General features: G+C 61.0%; 20 protein-coding genes. 16 read left to right on the top strand and 4 right to left on the bottom strand.

Features of this window, described 5'->3' with window-relative positions; all coding sequences use genetic code 11:
* The first annotated feature begins 390 nt into the window (after positions 1-390).
* From hydA to preA, 3 genes are all read left to right on the top strand, one after another.
* A complete protein-coding gene (gene hydA, locus T3A99_RS14265) occupies positions 391-1,830 on the top strand; it encodes a dihydropyrimidinase (protein ID WP_160892436.1) in 1,440 nt (479 codons plus the stop codon).
* A 177-nt stretch (positions 1,831-2,007) separates the two neighbouring features.
* A complete protein-coding gene (locus T3A99_RS14260) occupies positions 2,008-3,375 on the top strand; it encodes an NAD(P)-dependent oxidoreductase (protein WP_076385282.1) in 1,368 nt (455 codons plus the stop codon).
* Positions 3,376-4,650 carry an NAD-dependent dihydropyrimidine dehydrogenase subunit PreA gene (gene preA, locus T3A99_RS14255; protein ID WP_047230183.1) on the top strand — a complete coding sequence of 425 codons (1,275 nt, stop codon included), beginning with the start codon at positions 3,376-3,378 and terminating at the stop codon, positions 4,648-4,650. It abuts the gene before it with no gap.
* Positions 4,651-4,792: 142 nt separating this feature from the next.
* On the opposite strand, the gene T3A99_RS14250 is transcribed toward preA, so the two are convergent.
* Together T3A99_RS14250 and T3A99_RS14245 are read right to left on the bottom strand one after the other, a co-directional pair.
* Positions 4,793-5,413, bottom strand: coding sequence for a TetR/AcrR family transcriptional regulator (locus T3A99_RS14250; RefSeq protein WP_047230182.1), 621 nt, complete (start codon positions 5,411-5,413; stop codon positions 4,793-4,795).
* A gap of 208 nt (positions 5,414-5,621) precedes the next feature.
* On the bottom strand, positions 5,622-5,963 hold the full coding sequence (locus tag T3A99_RS14245; protein WP_274091071.1) for a DUF6124 family protein: 342 nt from the start codon (positions 5,961-5,963) through the stop codon (positions 5,622-5,624).
* 974 nt (positions 5,964-6,937) lie between these two features.
* Here T3A99_RS14245 and T3A99_RS14240 point away from each other — a divergent pair.
* From T3A99_RS14240 to T3A99_RS14210, 7 genes are all read left to right on the top strand, one after another.
* Entirely contained in the window at positions 6,938-8,125 is a 1,188-nt protein-coding gene (locus T3A99_RS14240; protein ID WP_416221558.1) for an OprD family porin, read from the top strand.
* A gap of 190 nt (positions 8,126-8,315) precedes the next feature.
* Positions 8,316-9,137, top strand: a complete 822-nt coding sequence (locus T3A99_RS14235) for an NAD-dependent epimerase/dehydratase family protein (protein WP_160891782.1) — start codon at positions 8,316-8,318, stop codon at positions 9,135-9,137.
* Positions 9,138-9,180: 43 nt separating this feature from the next.
* A complete protein-coding gene (locus T3A99_RS14230) occupies positions 9,181-10,086 on the top strand; it encodes an SMP-30/gluconolactonase/LRE family protein (RefSeq protein WP_076385292.1) in 906 nt (301 codons plus the stop codon).
* 55 nt (positions 10,087-10,141) lie between these two features.
* On the top strand, positions 10,142-11,119 hold the full coding sequence (locus T3A99_RS14225) for a TRAP transporter substrate-binding protein (RefSeq protein ID WP_047227599.1): 978 nt from the start codon (positions 10,142-10,144) through the stop codon (positions 11,117-11,119).
* Between the two features lie 73 nt (positions 11,120-11,192).
* Positions 11,193-11,720, top strand: coding sequence for a TRAP transporter small permease (locus T3A99_RS14220; protein WP_047227600.1), 528 nt, complete (start codon positions 11,193-11,195; stop codon positions 11,718-11,720).
* On the top strand, positions 11,720-13,000 hold the full coding sequence (locus tag T3A99_RS14215; protein WP_047227601.1) for a TRAP transporter large permease: 1,281 nt from the start codon (positions 11,720-11,722) through the stop codon (positions 12,998-13,000). Before T3A99_RS14220 ends, T3A99_RS14215 begins: the two co-directional genes overlap by 1 nt.
* A gap of 186 nt (positions 13,001-13,186) precedes the next feature.
* On the top strand, positions 13,187-14,056 hold the full coding sequence (locus tag T3A99_RS14210) for an aldose 1-epimerase (protein ID WP_274091180.1): 870 nt from the start codon (positions 13,187-13,189) through the stop codon (positions 14,054-14,056).
* Positions 14,057-14,093: 37 nt separating this feature from the next.
* Here the strand turns inward: T3A99_RS14210 and bkdR are convergent, their stop codons facing one another.
* Entirely contained in the window at positions 14,094-14,582 is a 489-nt protein-coding gene (bkdR, locus tag T3A99_RS14205) for a Bkd operon transcriptional regulator BkdR (protein WP_047227603.1), read from the bottom strand.
* A 192-nt stretch (positions 14,583-14,774) separates the two neighbouring features.
* Here bkdR and T3A99_RS14200 point away from each other — a divergent pair, with 192 nt between their 5' ends.
* From T3A99_RS14200 to T3A99_RS14180, 5 genes are all read left to right on the top strand, one after another.
* Positions 14,775-16,010 (top strand): 3-methyl-2-oxobutanoate dehydrogenase (2-methylpropanoyl-transferring) subunit alpha, encoded by a 1,236-nt coding sequence (locus T3A99_RS14200; protein ID WP_274091181.1) that lies wholly within the window; start codon positions 14,775-14,777, stop codon positions 16,008-16,010.
* A gap of 1 nt (position 16,011) precedes the next feature.
* Complete coding sequence (locus T3A99_RS14195) at positions 16,012-17,070, top strand: alpha-ketoacid dehydrogenase subunit beta (protein WP_047227605.1); 1,059 nt, start codon at positions 16,012-16,014, stop codon at positions 17,068-17,070.
* Positions 17,071-18,333 (top strand): dihydrolipoamide acetyltransferase family protein, encoded by a 1,263-nt coding sequence (locus T3A99_RS14190; protein ID WP_274091182.1) that lies wholly within the window; start codon positions 17,071-17,073, stop codon positions 18,331-18,333.
* 18 nt (positions 18,334-18,351) lie between these two features.
* Positions 18,352-19,734: a dihydrolipoyl dehydrogenase gene (gene lpdA / locus T3A99_RS14185; RefSeq protein WP_274091183.1), complete on the top strand. Its 1,383-nt coding sequence runs from the start codon at positions 18,352-18,354 to the stop codon at positions 19,732-19,734.
* Between the two features lie 244 nt (positions 19,735-19,978).
* Entirely contained in the window at positions 19,979-20,998 is a 1,020-nt protein-coding gene (locus T3A99_RS14180; protein WP_047227608.1) for a branched-chain amino acid aminotransferase, read from the top strand.
* A 54-nt stretch (positions 20,999-21,052) separates the two neighbouring features.
* Here the strand turns inward: T3A99_RS14180 and T3A99_RS14175 are convergent, their stop codons facing one another.
* Positions 21,053-21,982 carry a DMT family transporter gene (locus T3A99_RS14175; RefSeq protein WP_139050561.1) on the bottom strand — a complete coding sequence of 310 codons (930 nt, stop codon included), beginning with the start codon at positions 21,980-21,982 and terminating at the stop codon, positions 21,053-21,055.
* A gap of 109 nt (positions 21,983-22,091) precedes the next feature.
* Between T3A99_RS14175 and T3A99_RS14170 the strand changes: the two genes are divergently transcribed.
* The gene (locus T3A99_RS14170) at positions 22,092-22,886 is read left to right on the top strand and encodes an AraC family transcriptional regulator (protein ID WP_047227610.1); all 795 of its coding nucleotides are present in this window, start codon (positions 22,092-22,094) and stop codon (positions 22,884-22,886) included.
* Positions 22,887-23,220 lie beyond the last annotated feature (334 nt).

Genomic DNA, 23,220 nt, shown 5'->3' with positions numbered 1-23,220 from the left:
GGCTAGATGACCTGCACGTTCTGTCGAGCCCGAGATTCAAAGTGGTGCACCCCACAATATTGCGAAGCGTCTAAACCGTACTTTAAGGCCTTTCAAGCTGCTGATTTAGCATGATAAATCTCGCTCAAATAATGATCCTGTCAAGTGCGTCAAAATGGTGAGACGGCTCACCATTTTGGTGATTTATAGATTAAGTTTATATTTTTCAATGAGTTATATATTCAAACAACCCATTAAAAATAATCTTGCCGATTCGTAAAACTCCAGCTAGCTTCTAATCCTGACAGCCGTGACAGGATTAGAACTCTGCACGACTTCATCACTTCCCCATCATGATCTATACAACATAAAGAACCGGCATCAGTCGGTCATGCCTGCGAGGAACTCGGAATGTCTTTGTTGATCCGTGGCGCCACCGTAATAACCCATGATGAACGTTATCGCGCCGATGTGTTGTGTGCCGAGGGTGTGATCAAGGCCATTGGTGAAAACCTGGATGTGCCCGCCGATGTCGAAGTACTCGATGGCAGCGGCCAATACCTGATGCCGGGCGGCATCGACCCGCATACCCATATGCAGTTGCCGTTCATGGGCACCGTCGCCAGCGAAGATTTTTTCAGTGGCACGGCAGCAGGCCTGGCGGGAGGCACGACGTCGATCATCGACTTTGTCATTCCCAATCCCCAGCAATCGCTGATGGAAGCCTTCCACCAGTGGCGCGGCTGGGCGGAAAAAAGCGCCAGTGATTACGGTTTTCACGTGGCGATCACCTGGTGGAGTGAACAGGTTCGTGAAGAGATGGCCGAGCTCGTCAGCCATCACGGGGTAAACAGCTTCAAGCACTTCATGGCCTACAAGAACGCGATCATGGCGGCCGACGACACCTTGGTGGCAAGCTTCGAGCGCTGTCTGGAACTGGGCGCCGTGCCCACGGTGCATGCCGAGAACGGCGAGCTGGTTGATCACCTGCAGCGCAAGTTGCTGGCCCAGGGCATTACCGGTCCCGAAGCCCATCCGCTGTCGCGGCCCTCGCAAGTGGAAGGTGAAGCCGCGAGCCGGGCCATCCGTATTGCCCAGACCCTGGGCACGCCGCTGTACCTGGTGCATGTGTCGACCAAGGAAGCCCTGGATGAAATCACCTATGCCCGCAGCCAGGGCCAGCCGGTCTACGGTGAAGTACTGGCCGGGCATCTGCTGCTGGACGATAGCGTTTATCGCCACCCCGACTGGCAGACCGCCGCCGGTTACGTGATGAGCCCGCCCTTCCGCCCTCGCGGGCATCAGGAAGCGCTCTGGCATGGCTTGCAATCAGGCAACCTGCACACCACCGCCACCGACCATTGCTGTTTCTGCGCCGAACAGAAAGCCGCCGGCCGGGAAGACTTCAGCAAGATTCCCAACGGCACCGCCGGTATCGAAGACCGTATGGCGGTGCTGTGGGATGAAGGGGTCAACAGCGGCAAATTGTCGATGCATGATTTCGTCGCCCTCACCTCCACCAACACGGCGAAGATCTTCAACCTTTACCCGCGCAAAGGCGCCATTCGCGTCGGCGCCGACGCCGACCTGGTGCTCTGGGACCCGCAAGGCAGCCGCACGATTTCGGCCAAGACCCACCATCAACAGGTGGACTTCAACATCTTCGAAGGCAAAACCGTGCGCGGCGTGCCCAGCCACACCATCAGCCAGGGCCGGCTGGTCTGGGTCGATGGCGACCTGCGGGCCGAACGCGGCGCCGGACGCTACATCGAACGACCGGCTTACCCGGCGGTGTTCGATTTGTTGAGCAAGCGGGCGGAGTTGCACCGGCCGGTTGCAGTGAAACGCTGATAGCGGCCTACGGCCTATCGCGAGCAGGCTCGCTCCCACACTGGATTTTGAATGGATACAAAATCTGTGTGCACCGCAGATCCCTGTGGGAGCGAGCCTGCTCGCGATGAGGCCAGTCCGGACACAAAAAACACTGCCCACCAGAGGCAGCACCTCAAACACCGTGAGGCCAATTCCATGATCCAGCCCTTGAGTCACCTCCCCCATTCCCAGGAAGACCCGACCACCCTGGCTGCGCGCTTCAGCGACCTGGCGCCGCCGCTCAACCCACGACAGGCGCACCTGGAAGCATCCCGGTGCCTGTACTGCTACGACGCGCCGTGCGTGAACGCCTGTCCGAGCGAGATCGACATCCCTTCGTTCATCCGCAACATCCATCAGGACAACGTCCAGGGCGCGGCGCAGAAGATTCTCTCGGCCAATATCCTCGGCGGCAGTTGTGCCCGGGTCTGCCCCACGGAGATCCTTTGCCAGCAAGCCTGCGTGCGCAACAACGCTCAGGAGTGCGCGCCGGTACTGATCGGCCTGTTGCAACGCTACGCCGTGGACAACGCCCACTTCAGCGAACACCCGTTCAAACGCGCCGCCGCCACCGGCAAGCGCATTGCCGTGGTCGGCGCGGGTCCTGCGGGGTTGTCCTGCGCTCACCGCAGCGCGATGCACGGCCACGATGTGGTGGTGTTCGAGGCCCGGGAAAAGGCCGGTGGCCTCAACGAATACGGAATCGCCAAATACAAGCTGGTGGACGATTATGCCCAGCGCGAACTGGACTTTCTGCTGGGCATCGGCGGCATCGAAATCCGCCATGGGCAAAAGCTGGGCGAAAACCTCAGCTTGAGCGACTTGCATCAGCAATTCGACGCTGTGTTCCTCGGCCTCGGCCTGGCCGCCAGCAAACAACTGGGCCTGAGCGATGAACAGGCGCCGGGGCTGCTGGCCGCCACCGAGTACATCCGCGAACTGCGCCAGGCTGACGACCTTAGCCAGTTGCCGCTGGCCGATCGCTGCATCGTCCTCGGTGCCGGCAACACCGCCATCGACATGGCCGTGCAGATGGCCCGGCTCGGTGCCCGGGACGTCAGCCTGGTGTACCGGCGCGGCCTTGAGGACATGGGCGCCACCGGCCATGAGCAAGACATCGCCAAGGCCAATCAGGTGCGTCTGCTGACCTGGGCCCAACCGCAACAAGTGCTGCTGGACGAGGCCGGGAATGTGCGCGGCATGCGTTTCTCCCGCACCCACCTGGAGAACGGTCGGTTGGTCACCGGCGCCGACACCTTCGACCTGCCCGCTGACGGGATTTTCAAAGCCATTGGCCAGGCCTTCGATGACCACGCGCTGGCGGACCCGCTGGCCCGTGAACTCAAACGCCAGGATGGACGGATCCTGGTAGACGAGCATTTGCGCACCAGCATCGCCGGCGTGTATGCCGGCGGTGACTGCACCAGCCTGGACCAGGACCTGACGGTGCAGGCCGTGCAGCACGGCAAGCTTGCCGCCGAGGCGATCAACGCTCAACTCATGCTCAACGTGGAGGCTGCGTAAATGGCCGATCTGTCGATTGTCTTCGCCGGCATCAAAGCCCCCAATCCGTTCTGGCTGGCCTCCGCGCCGCCGACCGACAAGGCCTACAACGTGGTACGTGCCTTCGAGGCCGGTTGGGGTGGCGTGGTCTGGAAAACCCTTGGAGAGGATCCGGCGGCCGTGAACGTGTCGTCGCGTTACTCGGCCCACTTCGGCGCCAATCGCGAGGTGCTGGGCATCAATAATATTGAGCTGATCACCGACCGTTCGCTGGAGATCAACCTGCGGGAAATCACCCAGGTGAAAAAGGACTGGCCGGACCGGGCGCTGATCGTGTCGTTGATGGTGCCGTGCGTGGAAGAATCCTGGAAACGCATTCTGCCCCTGGTGGAGGCCACGGGTGCCGATGGTATCGAGCTGAACTTCGGCTGCCCCCACGGCATGCCCGAGCGGGGCATGGGCGCGGCCGTCGGCCAGGTGCCGGAGTACGTCGAGCAAGTCACGCGCTGGTGCAAGACCTATTGCTCGCTGCCGGTGATCGTCAAGCTGACGCCGAACATCACCGACATCCGCGTCGCTGCCCGGGCGGCCCATCGGGGCGGCGCCGATGCAGTGTCGTTGATCAACACCATCAACTCCATCACCAGCGTCGACCTGGACCGCATGGTCGCCCTGCCCATCGTCGGCAGCCAGAGCACCCACGGCGGCTACTGCGGCTCGGCGGTCAAGCCGATCGCGCTGAACATGGTCGCGGAAATCGCCCGCGACCCGCAGACCCAGGGCTTGCCGATCTGCGGCATCGGTGGCATCGGCAGTTGGCGCGACGCGGCGGAATTCATCGCCCTGGGCAGTGGCGCCGTGCAAGTGTGCACGGCGGCGATGCTCCACGGTTTTCGTATTGTCGAAGAGATGAAGGACGGTCTGTCACGCTGGATGGACGATCACGGCCACGCCAACCTGCAGGCATTTTCCGGTCGCGCGGTGGGCAACACCACCGACTGGAAGTACCTGGACATCAACTATCAAGTCATCGCGAAGATCGACCAAGCGGCCTGCATCGGTTGCGGTCGCTGCCACATCGCCTGTGAAGACACGTCCCACCAGGCCATCGCCAGCCTCAAGCAAGCGGACGGGACGCACAAATATGAAGTGATCGATGAAGAGTGCGTGGGCTGCAACCTCTGCCAGATCACCTGCCCGGTGCAGGACTGCATCGAGATGGTGACGGTGGAAACGGGCAAGCCGTTCCTGGATTGGAACCATGATCCGCGTAATCCCTATCATGTAGCGGTCTGAAATTTGCGGTGTCTGGCCGGGCGCCATCGCGAGCAAGCTCGCTCCCACAGAGGATCGTGTCGTTCACAGATGTTGTGTACGCCAGAGATCCACTGTGGGAGCGAGCTTGCTCGCGATAGGGCCATCAGCCTCAACACAGATCTCAAGGCTCCAACCCAATCCCCCGCAAAATCACACTAGTCACCGTCTGCACTGCCCGCTCGAACTGCATGTCGGACAGTGGCTGGTGATCATTGAGGATGTTGATCTGGTGATCGAAGTCGGCGTAGTGCTGGGTCGAGGCCCAGATCATGTAGAGCAGGCTTGAAGGCTCTACGGGGAGGATGCGTTTGTCCTCCACCCACTGGCGGATTTTTGCCTCTTTCATCTTGGCCCAGTCATAGAGGCTGGCATCCAGCGCCTGGCCCAGGGTCGGGGCGCCGTGGATGATTTCGTTGGCCCAGACCTTCGAGCCGTAGGGCCGGCTACGGGAGTGGTTCATCTTGGCGCGGATGTAACTGCTGAGCACCACCCGCGGGTCATCGAACATCTCGAAGCACAAGGCATCCTGCTTCCAGACCTCCAACAGATCGAACAGCACGGCGCTGTACAGCTCGCTCTTGGTGCTGAAGTAATAATGCAGGTTGGATCGGGGCAGTTGCACCTCGGCGGCGATGTCGGCCATGGCGGTGCCGCCGAAGCCCTTTTCGGCAAAGACCTTTTCGGCGGCCAGCAGGATTTTCTCGACGTTACTGCGACGAATCTCGATCTTGTGATTGCCCATGAGGGCTCCCTGACGACAGCGTTGGTCAAGACTAGCATTCACCCACTGTCGAAAACACAGGTGTTAACCATGTCTCCCGATGATCGTTCCCACGCTCCTGCGTGGGAATGCCGCCAGGGACGCTCCGCGTTCCGCTTCTGGCAGTGACGCAGAGCGTCACGGGATGCATTCCCACGCAGAGCGAGGGAACGATCAAGGGGTGAGTCAGCTAGTGCGCTTCGACGTTATCCAGCACACGGTTCGCCAGCAATCCGCTCAATTCGATCAATTGCTGGATGCCCAGGGCGATGTGGCGCCTGGGACCTTCCAGGTCGAAGGCCAAGTCACTGACCATGGCATTGGCCGAGGCCAGGTTTTCGCTGAGGTTGGCGAGCAGGGTTTCGGTGTCGACGCCATTGGCGACGGTGAACAGTTGACCGGGATCGGCCTCGGATTTGCTGGGTTTGGGTTTGGGCTTGAGGTAGTGGTCGAGGATGCGGTCGGCGGCTTTGTCGAACGCCTTGGAATTGGATGGATCTGTCCCGGGTGGGTTGGGGGTTACTTTGAACATAGGTGAATCTCCAAATCGAAAAATGGAGCCATCACTCTCGCTACCAAACGAAGGGTGGCGGCCATACGCGGGTTGGTAGACCGGTGACTTGGAGAACCGGCGCGTCCGAAAACGCCCTGCGCATGACCGCCATAAAACAGATACCAAAACGGACTGTATGACAGGGGCTATGCGTCAAGTCAAAAGCCGGGCTACCAAACCCGATCACTGATTCAATCAGCGACCCGGAAACGATAGAACCCTGCCCCCCAGGCGCACAAGCCGGCGGATTCTGGCGCAGTTGTAGGCAAGGGCGCAAGACAACGTAGCCCGACCCCGAACGATCCTACATCTGGATAAACACAAACCCGTTTGGACCCGGCATAGGGTTAAACAACGCACCCTCGCCACAAGAGCCTTCTTGTTTGATCGTTCCCACGCTCCTGCGTGGGAATGTCGCCAGGGACGCTCCGCGTTCCGCTTCTGGAAGGTGACGCAGAGCGTCACTGGATGCATTCCCACGCCGAGCGTGGGAACGATCAAAAACACCGGCGCTGCTTGTGGGAAAGCTTCTGTGGCGAGGGAGCAAGAGCTCCCTTAAGACTTCCAATCGCCAGCATTCGACTAATGTCTTAGACCAGTCATCGCACAACCAAGCACCCTCCCCGCTACTCTCAAACCACGCTTCGACACGGCGCCACGGCCTGCAATCTTGAGCTCGGCCAGCGCCAGCCATTGAAACGTCTCATTTTGAGCACATCCGAGTTGGACAATTCCGATAATGGCCAGTTGACAACGAGGAGCAGTTTCCAAATAATCCACCTCATGTTGTACGACGACGTATGACAAATAAAAACAACAAAAAAGTAGGGAGCGTCATAGTGAGCACACGTGTCCGTTTTTCGCCCAACCACCGTCAAAATCGCCGTACCTTTCTCAACGCCAGCCCCGCCCTGGTCCTTCTCGGTTGCAGCAGCCTTGCCGCGTTCCTGCCAATGACCGCCAGCGCCGAAGGCTTCGTCGATGACGCCAAGGTCAATCTCAACCTGCGCAACTTCTACATCAACCGCAACTTCACCAACCCGGATAACGCCCAAGGCAAAGCCGAGGAATGGACCCAGAGTTTCATTCTCGACGCCAAGTCCGGCTTCACCCAGGGCACAGTCGGTTTCGGTATGGACGTGCTGGGCATGTACTCGCTCAAGCTCGACGGCGGTCGCGGCACTGCCAATACCGCCTTGTTGCCGGTGCATGACGATGGCCGTCCGGCCGATGACTTTGGTCGCCTGGGTGTCGCACTCAAGGCCAAGGTGTCGAAAACTGAGCTGAAAGTGGGCGAATGGATGCCGGTGCTGCCAATCCTGCGCTCTGACGATGGCCGCTCCCTGCCGCAGACTTTCCGCGGTGGTCAGGTCACCTCCACCGAGATCAACGGCCTGAGCCTGTACGGCGGCCAGTTCCGCGCCAACAGCCCGCGTAACGACGCGAGCATGGAAGACATGTCGATGAACGGCCGCGGCGCGTTCACGTCCGACCGCTTCAATTTCGGCGGCGGCGAATACGCCTTCAACGACAAGCGCACCCAGGTCGGCGTCTGGTACGCGGAACTGTCGGACATCTACCAGCAAAAATATTTCAACCTGACCCACAGCCAGCCCATCGGTGACTGGACCCTGGGCGCCAACCTGGGCTACTTCATCGGCAAGGAAGAAGGCAGTGCCCTGGCGGGCGACCTGGACAACAAGACCGCCTTCGCCATGCTCTCGGCCAAATACGGTGGCAACACCTTCTACGTCGGCCTGCAAAAACTCAGCGGCGACGATGGCTGGATGCGCGTCAACGGCACCAGCGGCGGCACCCTGGCCAACGACAGCTACAACTCCAGCTACGACAACGCCCAGGAAAAATCCTGGCAAGTGCGCCACGACTTCAACTTCGCCGCCGTCGGCGTACCGGGCCTGACCCTGATGAACCGCTACATCAGCGGTGACAACGTACACACCGCTACTGTTAATGACGGCAAGGAATGGGGTCGCGAAAGCGAACTGGCCTACACCGTACAAAGCGGTGCGTTGAAGAGCCTCAATGTGAAATGGCGTAACGCGTCGATTCGTCGAGACTTCAGTAACAACGAGTTCGATGAAAACCGCTTGATCGTCAGCTACCCGATTTCGCTTCTTTAAGCCGGGATCGGTCGCCATGGCCGCTTTTCAAAAGGGCCATGGCGACGCGACAGCCAAAGGCAGGGACGCCGTTGTAGAGCGATTCGTCGATCAAACGTTGACAAGGTAGCGGTAGGATAAGGATATTCCCTCTCGGTCGTACGACAACTTATAACAACTGATACCTCTCACCGTTTGCTCAGGTAATTTCATGACTACGACACACATTCGCCACCCCTTCAATCGTCTGCTGCTGACCGGTGCTGCCGGCGGCCTGGGCAAAGTCTTGCGTGAACGCCTCAAGCCTTTCGCCCGCCACATTCGCCTGTCGGACATCGCCAACATGGCCCCGGCCATTGATGAAAGTGAAGAAGTGGTGCCGTGCGACCTGTCTGATAAACAGGCGGTGCATCAACTGGTGGAAGGCGTCGATGCCATTTTGCATTTCGGCGGTGTTTCGGTAGAGCGTCCGTTCGAAGAAATCCTCGGCGCCAACATCAGCGGCGTGTTCCACATCTATGAAGCCGCCCGCAAGCATGGCGTCAAGCGCGTGATCTTCGCCAGTTCCAACCACGTCATCGGTTTCTACAAGCAGGACGAGGCCCTCGATGCCCTATCCCCTCGCCGTCCGGATGGCTACTACGGCTTGTCCAAGTCCTACGGCGAAGACATGGCCAGTTTTTACTTCGATCGCTACGGCATCGAAACCGTGAGCATCCGCATCGGCTCGTCGTTCCCCGAGCCACAAAACCGCCGGATGATGAGCACCTGGCTGAGCTTCGACGATCTCACCCAACTGATCGAATGCTCGCTCTATACCCCGAAAGTCGGCCACACCGTGGTGTATGGCATGTCCGCCAACCGCGACGTCTGGTGGGACAACAGCCAGGCCGCGCACCTGGGCTACCAGCCCAAGGACAGCTCCGAAGTCTTCCGTGACAAGGTCGAAGCGCAGCCGATGCCAGCCGCCGATGACCCGGCCAGGGTCTACCAGGGTGGCGCCTTTGTCGCAGCCGGCCCGTTCGACGACTGATTCGCCTGTTTTTCATGGGATACGAACGAACCAAGGAATCGCCATGCAAGCCGAATTGATTGTCGATGCACGCAACGCCGTCGGTGAGAGCCCAGTGTGGGTTCCCGAGGAGAACGCCCTGTACTGGGTGGACATTCCCAGCGGTGGGTTGCAGTGCTGGAATGCCGGAACCGGACAGCTCAAAGGTTGGGAAACCCCCGAAATGCTCGCCTGCATCGCCCGTCACCAGGACGGGGGGTGGATCGCCGGCATGGAGAGCGGTTTCTTTCGCCTGCACCCCTTTGATGACGGCAGCCTGGACAGCGAATTGTGCGCCAGTGTCGAGCACGCCCGCACCGACATGCGCCTCAACGATGGCCGTTGCGACCGCCAGGGCCGCTTCTGGGCCGGCAGCATGGTGCTGAACATGGGGGCCAACGCCGACCAGGGGCGGATGTACCGCTTCGATGGCGGACAGCGCGGGCCGGTCGAGGCACAACTGAGCGGGTTCATCGTGCCCAATGGCCTGGGCTTCAGCCCGGATGGGCGCACGATGTACCTCTCCGACTCACATCCGTTGATCCAGCAGATCTGGGCTTTCGATTACGACATCGACAGCGGCACGCCCTCCAACCGACGGCTGTTCGTCGACATGATGCCCCTGGCCGGACGCCCGGACGGCGCGGCGGTGGACGCAGAAGGTTGCTATTGGATCTGCGCCAACGATGCCGGCCTCATCCATCGTTTCACCCCGGATGGCCGACTGGATCGCTCTTTGGCGGTGCCGGTGAAGAAACCGACGATGTGCGCCTTTGGCGGCAGCCGTCTGGACACCCTGTTCGTCACCTCGATCCGCCCTGGCGACGACACTGATCCGCAGTCCCTGGCCGGGGGCGTGTTTGCCCTCAACCCCGGCGTCAAGGGCCTTGCTGAAACGGCTTTCGGAGGATCGAAACCCGCCGCCAACTGACCTGCATTGCCGCTTCATTCGATAGACATAAAAACAACAACACTGGAGATTGACCATGAATTTCAAACGCACGCTTCTGATCGCAGCCCTCCCCCTGGCCTTCCTTGCGCAAGCGGCACAGGCTCTTGAGATCAAGTTTGCCGATATCCATCCTGATGGCTATCCAACCGTGGAAGCGGAAAAAATCCTTGGCAAGACGCTGGTCGAGGAAAGCAAAGGCCAAAAAGACCCGTTCACCTTCAAGATGTATTCCGGCGGTGTGTTGGGCTCGGAAAAAGAAGTCATCGAGCAGCTTCAGGTCGGTGCCGTCCAGATGGCCCGCGTCAGCCTGGGCATCGTTGGGCCGGTGGTGCCGGACGTAAACGTCTTCAACATGCCATTCGTGTTCCGTGACCAGGCACACATGCGCAAGATCATCGACGGTGAAATCGGCCAGGAAATCCTCGACAAGATCACCAACTCCGAATTCAACCTGGTGGCCCTGGCCTGGATGGACGGCGGTACTCGCAACCTCTACACCAAGAAACCCGTGCACAAGCCCGAAGACATGCATGGCATGAAAATTCGTGTCATGGGCAACCCGATGTTCATCGAGACCCTCAACGCCATGGGCGGTAACGGGATTGCCATGGACACCGGTGAAATCTTCAGTGCTCTGCAGACCGGCGTGATCGACGGTGCGGAAAACAACCCGCCGACCATGCTCGAGCACAACCACTACCAGAACGCCAAGTACTACAGTTTGACCGGCCACCTGATCCTGCCGGAGCCGGTGGTGATGTCCAAGTTCACCTGGGAAAAACTCACCCCCGAGCAGCAAGCCCTGGTGAAAAAAGCGGCCAAACAATCCCAGCTGGACGAGCGCGAATTGTGGGACAAGAAGACTGCCGCCAGTGAAGAGAAACTCAAGGCCGCGGGCGTTGAGTTCATCACCGTCGACAAGAAACCCTTCTATGACGCCACCGCACCGATCCGGGCCAAATACGGTGCACCGTACGCCGACCTGATCAAGCGTATCGAAGCCGTTCAGTAACACCTCTCAATCTGTACTTGAAAAGGCCAGGTGCGCCCGATGTCACGGGCGCGCCCGGTTACGGTGGAACCCGATGAAGAATTTGCTGCTGCGCATCAACGACAAGATTTACATGACTTGCATCTGGGTCGCCGGCCTCTCTGTCCTGGCAATTGCTCTGATGATTCCCTGGGGCGTGTTCGCCCGCTACGTGCTGGGTACCGGCTCAAGCTGGCCGGAACCCACCGCGATTTTGCTGATGATCGTGTTCACGTTCATCGGCGCCGCCGCCAGTTACCGCGCTGGTGCGCACATGGCCGTGGACATGCTCACCAACCGCCTGCCCCCTCACTTGAAAACCGCGGCATCGGTGTTTTCCCAACTGCTGATGGCGGTGATCTGCATCTTCATGATCAGCGGCGGCACCAAACTCTGCCTGTCCACCTGGAACCAGTACATGAGCGCCCTGCCCACACTGCGGGTCGGCATCACGTACATGCCCATACCGGTCGGTGGTTTTCTGACCCTGATTTTTGTCCTGGAAAAACTCTTGCTCGGTGATCAGAGCAAGCGCCGGGTCGTGCAGTTCGACCTGGTCGAAGAAAGTGAAGGTGCCGCTTAATGGACGCTCTGATTCTGCTGGGCAGTTTTTTCCTGTTGATCCTGATCGGCATGCCGGTCGCCTACGCCCTGGGTGCCGCTGCGCTGATCGGCGCGTGGTGGATCGATATTCCATTCCAGGCCGTGATGATCCAGGTCGCGGGCGGGGTGAATAAATTTTCGTTGCTGGCCATTCCGTTCTTCGTCCTGGCCGGTGCAATCATGGCCGAGGGTGGTATGTCTCGCCGGCTGGTGGCCTTCGCCGGTGTGCTGGTGGGTTTCGTGCGCGGCGGTCTGTCACTGGTCAACCTCATGGCCTCGACGTTCTTCGGTGCCATTTCCGGATCCTCAGTGGCCGACACCGCCTCGGTGGGTTCGGTACTGATCCCGGAGATGGAACGCCGCGGCTACCCGCGGGAGTTCTCCACCGCAGTGACCGTCAGTGGTTCGGTACAAGCCCTGCTGACCCCGCCCAGCCACAACGCGGTGCTGTACTCCCTGGCAGCCGGCGGTACGGTTTCCATCGGTGCGCTGTTCATGGCCGGCATCGTGCCGGGCCTGCTGATGAACGCCTGCCTGATGGTGCTGTGCCTGATCTTCGCGAAGAAGCGCAACTACCCCAAGGGCGAAGTGATTCCCCTCAAGCAGGCACTGAAAATCTGCCGGGAAGCCATGTGGGGCATGATGACCATGTTCATCATCCTCGGCGGCATCCTCTCGGGTGTTTTCACCGCCACCGAATCGGCCGCCATCGCTGTGCTCTGGGCATTCTTCGTGACCATGTGCATTTACCGCGACTACAAGTGGAGTGAGTTGCCGAAACTGATGCATCGCACGGTGCGTACCATCTCGATCGTGATGATCCTGATCGGCTTCGCCGCCAGCTTCGGCTACATCATGACGCTGATGCAGATCCCGGCGAAAATCACCACCCTGTTCCTGACTATCTCCGACAACCGCTACGTGATCCTGATGTGCATCAACGCGATGCTGCTGGTCCTGGGTACGGTGATGGACATGGCGCCGCTGATCCTGATCCTGACACCGATCCTGATGCCGGTGATCATGGGCATCGGCGTGGACCCTGTGCAGTTCGGCATGATCATGCTGGTGAACCTGGGTATCGGGCTCATTACACCGCCGGTGGGGGCAGTGCTGTTCGTCGGCTCCGCCATTGGCAAGGTCAGTATCGAAAGCACCGTCAAGGCCCTGTTGCCGTTCTACGGCGTGCTGTTCCTGGTGTTGCTGGCCGTGACCTACATTCCGGCGATCTCGCTGTGGTTGCCGCGTCTGGTGCTGTAAGAAACAACGACAATCCCCTTGTGGGAGTAAGGCTTGCCCGCGATAAAGATGACGCAGTCTCCCAGGAAACCGAGGAGCCTGCATCGCGAGCAAGCTTTGCTCCCACAAGTCCTCGCCACAGGGTTCGCACACAAAAATCCGGTTTTCCCCACAACCGTTTTTTCAACCTTGCTAAACAAGGTCACCATGACGCCTCCCCTTCTCCACCTCGAAGACGAACTGACCCGCCTCACCCTGGCCCCGCACCTGGGCGCCAGTCTCGTTGAATGGACATTGCGCAGCACTGGTGCTCCCCTGCTACGCCCGCCCGCGCCGCAAGCGCTGGAAAACGGCCTGCCGGGCAAACTCGGTTGCTTCCCGCTTATCCCATGGTCGAACCGGATCGCCCAGGGCGGTTTCGATTGCCCCGGCGGCTGGCTCGGTCTGGACGCCAACAGCCCCAACGACCCGTTCCCGATCCATGGCAGCGCCTGGCAACAACCGTGGCAAGTGATAGAGCAAAGCGCCCAGGAAGCCTTGTTGCAACTCGACAGCCAACATCCATTCGCCTATTGCGCCAGCCTGCGGATTCGCTTGAGCGGCGGTCAGTTACAGATCGCGATGCACGTCACCCACCTGGCCGAACAGGCCGCGTGGCACGGGCTGGGTTTGCACCCGTACTTCCCGCGCACTGCTGGCACACGCCTGCAAACCCGTGCGACCGAAGTCTGGATGTGCGATGAGAAAAAACTGCCGACCACGTTGGGCAGCGTTCCTCGAATCTGGGACTTCCAACAACCCCGCTTGCTGCCGGACACACTGGTGGACAACGGCTTTGGCGGCTGGGACGGGCATTGCCTGATCCAGCAACCGGACCTGGGTTATGAACTGGAATGCCGAGCCAGCGGCAGCGAATACTTCTTGCTGTACTGTCCCGTGGGCCTGGATTTCTTCTGCGTCGAACCGGTCAGCCATCCGGTCAATGCCCACCACCTGCCAGGGCGGCCAGGGTTGCGCTTGCTGGAGCAAGGGCAGTCAGTGACGCTGGGGTTTTCGATGCAGTGTCGACTCCTGTAACCCCTCCAGACAGGTTTCTCTCCCGCTCGGCTGGGCCTCAGGTCCCCAAGGTCAAACCGTTGGCCGGCAACGGCAGCGCCGTTTTATATCGGACCTGCTTGAGCGCAAAGCTTGAACGGATATTCGCCACCCCCGGGACCTTGGTCAGAAAGTCCATCATGAACCGCTCCAGCGACTGGATCGACGGCACCAGTACGCGGATCAGGTAATCCGGGTCGCCTGCCATCAGGTAGCACTCCATCACCTCCGGTCGGTCGGAGATCGCCTCTTCGAAGTGCTGCAACGCCTCCTCCACCTGTTTTTCCAGGCTCACGTGAATGAACACGTTGACATGCAGGCCCAGCAGATCGGCATCCAGCAGCGTGACTTGCTCGCGTATCACCCCCAGCTCCTCCATGGCCCGGACCCGGTTGAAGCAAGGCGTGGGCGATAGATTGACCGACCGGGCAAGCTCGGCGTTGGTGATGCGGGCGTTTTCCTGAAGGCTGTTCAGAATGCCGATGTCGGTGCGATCCAATTTACGCATGAGACAAATAATCCTGTTTTTTATCGTTGTGCAGATTTTTTATCTGCAAATGATCTGAACAGCAACCCAACAGAGAAAAATATTCTTCTGCGTCGAGCCTATGATTGTTGTAGGACAATTTTCCTTACCCGGGAAAGTTCGTCAGCTAGCGCGCCCACTACAAGAAATTCACAAGATCGAGCGTAGAAAGCCATGAACCCAGCGTATGAACCGCTACGCCTGCACGTCCCCGAACCCTCGGGCCGTCCCGGCTGCCAGACCGACTTCTCCTACCTGCATCTGAGCGATGCCGGCACGGTGCGCAAACCCTCCATCGACGTTGAACCGTCCGACACGGCCGACCTGGCCCGCGGGCTGATTCGCGTGCTCGATGACCAGGGCAATGCCCACGGTCCATGGGCCGAAGACGTGCCTCTCGAGATCCTGCGCAAAGGCATGCGCGCCATGCTCAAGACGCGCATCTACGACAACCGCATGGTGGTCGCCCAGCGCCAGAAAAAAATGTCGTTCTACATGCAGAGCCTCGGCGAGGAAGCCATCGGCAGCGGCCAGGCCCTGGCGCTGAACATCGATGACATGTGCTTCCCCACCTATCGCCAGCAAAGCATCCTGATGGCCCGCGAGGTGCCGTTGGTGGGCATGATCTGCCAACTGCTGTCCAACGAGCGCGATCCGCTCAAGGGCCGGCAGTTGCCGATCATGTACTCGGTCAAGGACGCCGGTTTTTTCACCATCTCCGGCAACCTCGCCACGCAATTCATCCAGGGCGTGGGCTGGGGCATGGCCTCGGCGATCAAGGGCGACACCAAGATCGCCTCGGCCTGGATCGGTGACGGCGCCACCGCCGAATCGGACTTCCACACCGCCCTGACCTTCGCCCACGTCTACCGGGCGCCGGTGATCCTCAACGTGGTCAACAACCAGTGGGCGATCTCCACCTTCCAGGCCATTGCCGGCGGTGAAGCCACCACCTTCGCCGGACGCGGCGTCGGCTGCGGCATCGCTTCGCTGCGGGTGGATGGCAACGACTTCATGGCGGTCTACGCCGCTTCGCGCTGGGCCGCCGAACGCGCCCGCCGCAACCTCGGCCCGACGCTGATCGAATGGGTGACCTACCGCGCCGGCCCGCACTCCACTTCCGATGATCCGTCCAAATACCGTCCCGCCGACGACTGGAGCCACTTCCCGCTGGGCGACCCGATTGCGCGCCTCAAGCAGCACCTGGTGAAAATCGGCCACTGGTCCGAAGAGGAACATGCCGCCGTCAGCGCCGAACTCGAAGCCGAGGTGATCGCTGCGCAGAAGGAAGCCGAGCAGTACGGCACCCTCGCTGGCGGGCAGATCCCAAGCGCCGCGACCATGTTCGAAGACGTCTACAAAGAGATGCCGGAGCACTTGAAGCGCCAGCGTCAGGAGTTGGGGATCTGACATGAACGATCACAACAACAATATCCAGCTGGACACCGCCATGACCACTACCACCATGACCATGATCCAGGCCCTGCGCTCGGCCATGGACGTGATGCTCGAGCGCGACGACAACGTCGTGGTGTTCGGCCAGGACGTGGGCTACTTCGGCGGCGTCTTCCGCTGCACCGAAGGCCTGCAGAACAAGTACGGCACCTCGCGGGTGTTCGACGCGCCGATTTCCGAGAGCGGTATCGTCGGCGTGGCCGTGGGTATGGGCGCCTACGGGTTGCGGCCGGTGGCCGAGATCCAGTTCGCCGACTATGTCTACCCGGCCTCGGACCAGATCATTTCCGAAGCGGCGCGCCTGCGCTATCGCTCGGCCGGCGAGTTCACCGCGCCGATGACCCTGCGCATGCCCTGCGGCGGCGGCATCTATGGCGGCCAGACTCACAGCCAGAGCATCGAAGCGATGTTCACCCAGGTTTGCGGCTTGCGCACCGTCATGCCGTCGAACCCTTACGACGCCAAGGGCCTGCTGATCGCCTCCATCGAAAACGATGACCCGGTGATCTTCCTCGAACCCAAGCGCCTGTATAACGGCCCCTTCGACGGCCACCACGACCGCCCGGTAACCCCATGGTCGAAACACCCGTCGGCGCAGGTGCCGGACGGCTACTACACAGTGCCGCTGGATGTCGCCGCCATCACCCGCCCGGGCAAGGACGTGACCATCCTCACCTACGGCACCACGGTGTATGTGTCCCAGGCCGCCGCCGAAGAAACCGGCATCGACGCCGAAGTCATCGACCTGCGCAGCCTCTGGCCACTGGACCTTGAGACCATCGTCAAATCCGTGAAAAAAACCGGCCGCTGTGTGGTCGTCCACGAAGCCACCCGCACCTGCGGTTTCGGCGCCGAGCTGGTGTCGTTGGTGCAAGAACACTGCTTCCACCACCTGGAAGCGCCCATCGAGCGTGTCACCGGTTGGGACACCCCCTACCCGCACGCGCAGGAATGGGCGTATTTCCCAGGGCCGTCCCGTGTGGGCGCGGCGTTGAAACGGGTCATGGAGGTCTGAATGGGCACGCACGTTATCAAGATGCCGGACATTGGCGAAGGCATCGCCGAAGTTGAACTGTCGGTGTGGCACGTCAAGGTTGGCGACATGGTGGTCGAAGACCAGGTGCTGGCCGATGTCATGACCGACAAGGCGATGGTGGACATTCCCTCGCCAGTACACGGTCGGGTGATCGCCCTGGGTGGCGAGCCCGGCGAAGTCATGGCGGTGGGCAGCGAACTGATCCGCATTGAAGTCGAAGGTGCCGGCAACCTCAAGGAATCGGCGCAACCCGCCGTCGCCGCGCCAGCGCCGAAACCCGCGCCGGTGGCAACGCCTGAGCCGACGATAGAACAACCCGCTGCTGCGCCACGCCCCGCGCCGCAAGCGCCGGTGGCCCGCGATCCGGACGAGCGGCCGCTGGCCTCCCCGGCCGTGCGCAAACATGCGCTGGACCTGGGCATTCAATTGCGTCTGGTCCAGGGCAGTGGCCCGGCCGGGCGTATCCTGCATGAAGACCTCGAAGCCTATCTGGCGCAGGGTTCATCGACCCCGGCCAAAGGCGGCTCGGGTTATGCCGAACGCCACGACGAACAGCAGATCCCGGTGATCGGCATGCGCCGCAAGATCGCCCAGCGCATGCAGGAAGCGACCCAGCGCGCCGCGCATTTCAGCTACGTTGAGGAAATCGACGTCACTGCCCTGGAAGAACTGCGGGTGCATTTGAATGAAAAGCACGGTGCCCATCGCGGCAAGCTGACCTTGCTGCCATTCCTGGTCCGCGCCTTGGTCGTAGCCTTGCGGGACTTCCCGCAAATGAACGCCCGTTATGACGACGAGGCCCAGGTCATCCACCGTTCGGGCGCTGTGCATGTCGGCGTCGCCACCCAGAGCGATGTGGGCCTGATGGTGCCGGTGGTGCGTCACGCCGAAGCCCGTAGCTTGTGGGACAGCGCGGCAGAAATCTCGCGTCTGGCAACGGCGGCCCGCAATGGCAAAGCCAGCCGCGATGAGCTGTCCGGCTCGACCATCACCCTGACCAGCCTCGGTGCGTTGGGCGGCATCGTCAGCACCCCAGTGCTGAACCTGCCGGAAGTGGCGATCGTCGGCGTGAACAAGATTGTCGAACGGCCCATGGTGATCAAAGGCCAGATCGTGATCCGCAAGATGATGAACCTCTCCAGTTCCTTCGATCACCGAGTGGTCGACGGCATGGACGCGGCGCAATTCATCCAGGCCCTGCGCGGCCTGCTCGAACAGCCCGCCACGCTGTTTGTGGACTAATCATCAATGGAGCAGGCCATGCAAACTTTGAACACCACGCTGCTGATCATCGGCGGCGGCCCCGGCGGCTATGTGGCGGCGATTCGCGCCGGTCAGCTGGGCATCCCGACCATTCTGGTGGAGGGCCAGGCGTTGGGCGGAACTTGCCTGAACATCGGCTGCATCCCGTCCAAGGCGTTGATTCACGTCGCCGAGCAGTTCCATCAGACACGGCACCACAGCCAGGGCTCGGCCCTAGGTATCACGGTGTCAGCGCCAAGCCTGGACATCGGCAAGAGCGTGGAATGGAAGGACGGCATCGTCGATCGGCTGACCACCGGCGTCGCGACCCTGCTGAAAAAGCACAAGGTCCAGGTCATTCACGGCTGGGCCAATGTAGTCGATGGCAAAACCGTTGACGTCGGCGAGACGCGCATCCAGTGCGAACACCTGCTGCTGGCTACCGGCTCGAAAAGCGTCGACCTGCCGATGCTGCCGATTGGCGGGGCGATCATTTCCTCCACCGAAGCCCTCGCCCCTACCTCGGTGCCCAAGCACCTGGTGGTGGTGGGCGGTGGCTACATCGGCCTGGAACTGGGCATCGCCTACCGCAAGCTCGGCGCCGAAGTCAGCGTGGTCGAGGCCCAGGAACGGATCCTGCCAGCCTACGACGGCGAACTGACCCAACCGGTGCACGAGGCACTCAAGCAATTGGGCGTGAAGCTGTACCTCAAGCACAGCGTCGAAGGTTTCGATGCCCAGGCCAGCACGTTGCAAGTGCGCGATCCCGCTGGCGAGACGCTGAACCTGGAGACCGACCGGGTGCTGGTGGCCGTTGGTCGCAAACCTAACACCCAGGGCTGGAACCTCGAAGCGTTGGACTTGGCGATGAACGGTTCGGCAGTGAAAATCGACAACCGTTGCCAGACCAGCATGCGCAATGTCTGGGCCATCGGCGACCTGAGCGGCGAACCGATGCTCGCCCACCGGGCCATGGCCCAGGGCGAAATGGTTGCCGAGCTGATCGCGGGTCAGCATCGCGAGTTCAACCCGACGGCCATCGCGGCGGTGTGCTTCACCGATCCGGAACTGGTGGTGGTCGGCAAGACGCCGGACGAGGCCAAGGCCGCCGGGCTCGACTGCATCGTTTCCAGCTTCCCGTTCGCCGCCAATGGCCGGGCCATGACCCTGGAATCGAAAAGTGGCTTCGTGCGGGTCGTGGCACGGCGGGACAATCACCTGATCGTCGGTTGGCAAGCGGTCGGCGTTGGCGTCTCGGAGCTGTCCACCGCGTTCGGCCAGTCCCTGGAAATGGGCGCACGCCTGGAAGACATCGCCGGCACCATCCACGCCCACCCGACGCTGGGCGAGGCGGTGCAGGAAGCGGCGTTGCGAGCGTTGGGGCATGCGTTGCATCTGTAACAGTTGTGGGTGAATAACCTTGTGGCGAGGGGATTTATCCCCGCTGGGTTGCGCAGCAACCCCAAAACCTGTCACCGCCGGGCGTCAGATATCTGAGCTAATGGGGCTGCTTCGCAGCCCAGCGGGGATAAATCCCCTCGCCACAGGCTGCGAAACAGCCCCGGAATGAAGTATTGTTGTCCCCATCCAAAAAACGTCAGAAGCCTTGAACCGTTTCGACGGTTGTTAAGAAATAGAGGGTGTCATGGGTAACGAGAGCATCAATTGGGACAAACTGGGCTTTGACTACATCAAGACCGACAAGCGCTACCTGTCGCACTGGCGCGATGGCGCCTGGGACGCCGGCACCCTGACCGACGACAACGTGCTGCACATCAGCGAGGGCTCCACCGCGCTGCACTACGGTCAGCAGTGTTTCGAAGGCCTGAAGGCCTATCGCTGCAAGGACGGTTCGATCAACCTGTTCCGCCCTGACCAGAACGCCGCCCGCATGCAGCGCAGCTGCGCGCGCCTGCTGATGCCGCAAGTCGAGACCGAGCAGTTCGTCGAAGCCTGCAAGCAAGTGGTCCGCGCCAACGAGCGCTTCATCCCGCCTTATGGCACTGGCGGCGCGTTGTACCTGCGCCCGTTCGTGATCGGCGTGGGTGACAACATCGGCGTGCGCACCGCACCCGAGTTCATCTTCTCGATCTTCTGCATCCCGGTCGGCGCCTACTTCAAGGGCGGCCTGACCCCGCACAACTTCCTGATCTCCAGCTACGACCGTGCCGCCCCACAAGGCACTGGCGCGGCCAAGGTCGGTGGCAACTACGCCGCCAGCCTGATGCCCGGCTCCCAGGCTAAAAAGGCCAGTTTCGCCGACTGCATCTACCTGGACCCGATGACCCATTCGAAAATCGAGGAAGTCGGCTCGGCGAACTTCTTCGGCATCACCCATGACAACAAATTCGTCACCCCCAAATCCCCTTCGGTCCTGCCGGGCATCACCCGCCTGTCGCTGATCGAACTGGCCAAATCGCGCCTGGGCCTGGAAGTGATCGAAGGCGACGTGTTCATCGACAAACTGTCGGACTTCAAGGAAGCCGGCGCCTGCGGTACCGCTGCGGTCATCACTCCGATTGGCGGCATCAGCTACAAGGACAAGCTGCACGTGTTCCACAGCGAAACCGAAGTCGGCCCGATCACCCAGAAGCTCTACAAAGAGCTGACCGGCGTGCAGACCGGCGACGTGGAAGCGCCGGCTGGCTGGATCGTCAAGGTCTAAGCAGCGCTCATGTGGCGAGGGAGCTTGCTCCGTCGCCACATGGATCTGTACCTACTACCCCCGACGCAATAATCCCCATTGCCCCCAGCGCTGGTAAAACCACCCGGCACCACTGACCAGCACAATACCGCTCAGCACCAGAGCGGCACCGACGATGAAGTTCGGCTCCAGCGGTTCATCCAATAACCAGACACCAAAACCGATGCCAAACAGCGGCGTCATGAACGACAGCACCCCCAACTGCGAAGCCAGGTAGCGGCGCAGCAGGGAAAACCAGATCAGAAAACTGGCGAAAGACACCAGCAACACTTGAAAGGCCAGGCTGGCCAGCAGTTGCGGTGTGGGGTTGATCGACGTTTGCCCCAGCACCACCGACATCCCTACCAGCAGCACCCCGGCGCCGACCAATTGGTACAGCAACGTCTGGCTGGCGGGCAGGTTCGTCAAGCGTGAACAACGCACTGTCACCGTCGTAGCCCCCCAGAGCGCACCGGCCAGCAGCCCCATGCCATCACCCAGTAACGAACTGCCGTTCGCCGCCCCCGTCCCTCCGCTGAACGCCACAACAATACCGCCGAATGCCACGGCGATACCCAGCCATTGCAGAGGTTTTAGACGTTCGCTCGGCAGTTTCCAGTGCAGGCCCAGAGCGGCGAACATCGGCGCGGTGTAGAGGAAAATCACCATGTGCGAAGCCGTCGTATGGCGCAGGCCTTCACCCACCATCACGAACTCCAGGGCAAACAACAGCCCCACCAACAGGCCGGGACGCCAACTGCCATCGGCCAGGGACAGGCGTTCACCGCGCGCCAGCACCAACAGCCAGACCAGTACCGCAGCGATGGCCGAGCGCACGCCCAGTTGCAGCATCGGCGCCATGTCGGCGGCGCTGGCCTTGATCGCGACTTGCTGGAAACCCCAGATGGCACAGAGGCCCGTCATCAGGGCACTGACCTGGCCATCCAGGGCGCGGCGGGTGGTCATGGGAAAGGTCCTTGGGCAGAAATGGATGAAAGGATTGTCTGCCTGACACCTTTGCTGGATATAGTGATTACCCGACAAGCCATCCCGGTAATCCGCCATTACGGTCGATATGCAGCCTCCAGCTCAACATCTGAAGATTCCTCCGTTCGACGCGGCCCTGCCCTCGCCGATTTTCTTTCGCAGCGCCTGCATGCCGGCCCACGCCACTTACCCTCGGCACCGGCATGCCTGGGGAGAGTTCGTCTACTCCTACAGTGGGGTGATGGAAATCGAGATCGCCCAGCACCATTACCTGGCACCACCGCAGTACGGCATCTGGTTACCGCCGGACATGGAACACGTTGGGTTCAATCGGCATGAAGCCTGTCATTGTTCGTTGTACCTGGCGGCCGAACTGTGCGCTGCGCTGCCGGCCGTACCTTGCGCGCTGACCTTGAGCCCGCTGATCCGCGCGTTGCTGGAAGAGCTGCGCAGCGACCCGCCGAGCCAACCTCAGACGCCCGAGCAGCAGCGCTTGTTGCAGGTGCTGGTGGACAAGCTGATCCAGGCGCCCCATGCCGGCAGTTACTTGCCCTCCTCGGATGATCCACTGCTGGGCCCCGTGTTGCGGACCCTTGAGGCGAATCCCAGCGACCCACGCTCCTTGCCGCAACTGGCCCGCGCCGCCAACACCACCGAACGCACACTGATGCGCCGGGCCCAGCGGGACCTGGGCATGTCACTGGTGGAATGGCGCCAGCGCCTGAAGGTCATCGAAGCCCTGGCCCTGCTCGAACGTGGCCAGAGCGTGGAAACCATCGGCCTGGACCTGGGCTACAGCAGCGCCTCGGCGTTCATCAGCATGTTTCGCAAAATGATGGGCACCACGCCGGATGAGTATCGGCGCAGGCACATGGCTGGATAATGAGGGTGGTTCGGGAATGGCTATCGCGAGCAAGCTCGCTCCCACAGGATCTGTCGGTGGCCATCGATCATGTGTTCAGCGCAGTTCCACTGTGGGAGCGAGCTTGCTCGCGAAGGCGGTGGATCAGCTTGAGGCCCCTTCGCGGGCAAGCCCGCTCCCACAGGGTCTGTCGGTGGCCATCAATCATGTGTTCAGCGCAATTCCACTGTGGGAGCGAGCTTGCTCGCGAAGGCGGTGGATCAGCTTGCATGGATGCTGGATGTGAAGGCCCCTTCGCGGGCAAGCCCGCTCCCACAGGGTCTGTCGGTGGCCATCGATCATGTGTTCAGCGCAG

Origin of the sequence: Pseudomonas sp. N-137 (genome assembly GCF_034555295.1) — a bacterium.
Taxonomy (GTDB): domain Bacteria; phylum Pseudomonadota; class Gammaproteobacteria; order Pseudomonadales; family Pseudomonadaceae; genus Aquipseudomonas; species Aquipseudomonas rhizophila.
Note: the sequence above shows the minus strand (reverse complement) of the source record. Positions and strands in the feature narration are given on the sequence as shown.